Annotated in this window: 1 protein-coding gene and 1 pseudogene; both read left to right on the top strand. The window is 49.3% G+C overall.

Annotated elements, in window-relative coordinates:
* The first annotated feature begins 291 nt into the window (after window positions 1–291).
* Window positions 292–660 (top strand): MarR family winged helix-turn-helix transcriptional regulator, encoded by a 369-nt coding sequence (locus CPT76_RS18485; RefSeq protein ID WP_258168573.1) that lies wholly within the window; start codon window positions 292–294, stop codon window positions 658–660.
* Between the two features lie 109 nt (window positions 661–769).
* Window positions 770–1,579 (top strand): annotated as a pseudogene (locus tag CPT76_RS18480) (ring-cleaving dioxygenase); the annotation flags it as partial.

The following is a 1,579-nucleotide window of genomic DNA, read 5'->3' as shown; positions in this document are numbered from 1 at the left end:
AGCATCGAGATTGGGGCTTATGTGCGCAACAGTATGAGTTATGCGTCCTGGAAGAAACTTGACTGGTATGAAGAGTATGCTCATCTTACCGTGAAATGCAAGGTCGATTTAAACATCATCAACTCTGGACAAACCCTCTAGAAGCGGCTAACTGAGGCAGGGAAGGGGTTATTCAGAAAGACGAAAAAAAGGGGGTTGACACCAACCGCATTTAAGCATAGAATTGTCTCATAATCAAATATCTCAATTTAAAGACAAATTAATTTAAGGTTTTTGAAGGGTGGGAATCGGATGCAATCGACATGCAAAAATAAAGCGTACCTGGCGTTAATGCAGACTTCTAAAGAAATCCAGGAATGCATTAGAGCCGAGCTGGCGAAAACCGACCTTCACGTTACGGAATTTTCAGTATTGGAAGTCCTCTACTTCCATGGTAAGCAGACGATCCACGAAGTGGCGCAGCGCATTTTAGTGTCAAGCGGATCCATGACGTATGTGATCGATAAGCTGGAGCGCAAGAATATGCTCAAACGGGTACCGTGTCCTGACGACCGCCGGGTGATCCATCTGGTTCTTACCCCCGACGGGGAAGCGTTCATGCAGTCCATCATGCCGAGACATCAGGGAGCGGGTGAAGCAGCTGTTCGGATCACTGTCTGAAGAAGAGTCGGGAACCTTCGTACAGCTTCTCGGAAAAATCAAACATCAGCTTCATGTACAGGTATAATCATTCGATCTAAAATAATGAAGATCACGGGAGGAATTTAAAATGAGTAAAAAAACGATGGGGATTCACCATATTACAGCCATTGTGGGTCATCCGCAGGAAAACGTCGATTTTTATGCCGGCGTATTGGGGCTTCGCCTGGTAAAGAAAACCGTCAACTTCGACGATCCGGGTACCTATCATTTGTACTTTGGCAATGAAGGCGGTAAACCGGGAACGATCATTACGTTCTTCCCTTGGGCAAACGCGTATCAGGGCAAAATCGGCGACGGCCAGGTTGGAGTAACCTCTTATGTTGTGCCTGTCGGTGCAATGCCTTTCTGGGAAAAACGGCTGGAGCAGTTTCAGGTTCCTTTTACAAAAACGCAGCGCTTTGGCGAAACGTACTTGACGTTTGACGATCCGCACGGACTCCATCTGGAAATCGTTGAGCGGGAGGAAGGCGAGCCTAATGCCTGGAGCTTTGGCGGCGTAACTGCGGACGTTGCGATCAAAGGATTCGGAGGCGCGACCCTGTATTCTGCGCATCCGGAGCAGACGGCGGAATTGCTGGAGAACGTGATGGGTCTGGAACTCATCGGTAAAGAAGGGGATTTGGCCCGGTATCGCTCTACCGCAGATATCGGCAACGTCATTGATCTGAAGCTGGCCTCGGCAGGCCGCGGCCAGATGGGGGTCGGGACGGTTCACCATATTGCCTGGCGGGCCAAAGCGATCAGGATCAGCTGGACTGGCAGAGCTATGTTGCTGACAACGGCTATCACGTGACGCATGTGCGCGACCGCAACTATTTCAATGCTGTCTACTTTAAAGAGCATGGCGAAATCTTGTTTGAAATTGCCACCGATCCTC

It is taken from the genome of Paenibacillus sp. AR247 (assembly GCF_002968895.1).
Lineage (GTDB): Bacteria > Bacillota > Bacilli > Paenibacillales > Paenibacillaceae > Paenibacillus_AQ > Paenibacillus_AQ favisporus.
This window is presented reverse-complemented; position numbering and strand designations above follow the sequence as displayed.

Coding starts and splice junctions, on each gene's coding strand:
- CPT76_RS18485 (WP_258168573.1), top strand. CDS start 292: ATGCAATCGACATGCAAAAATAAAGCGTACCTGGCGTTAATGCAGACT.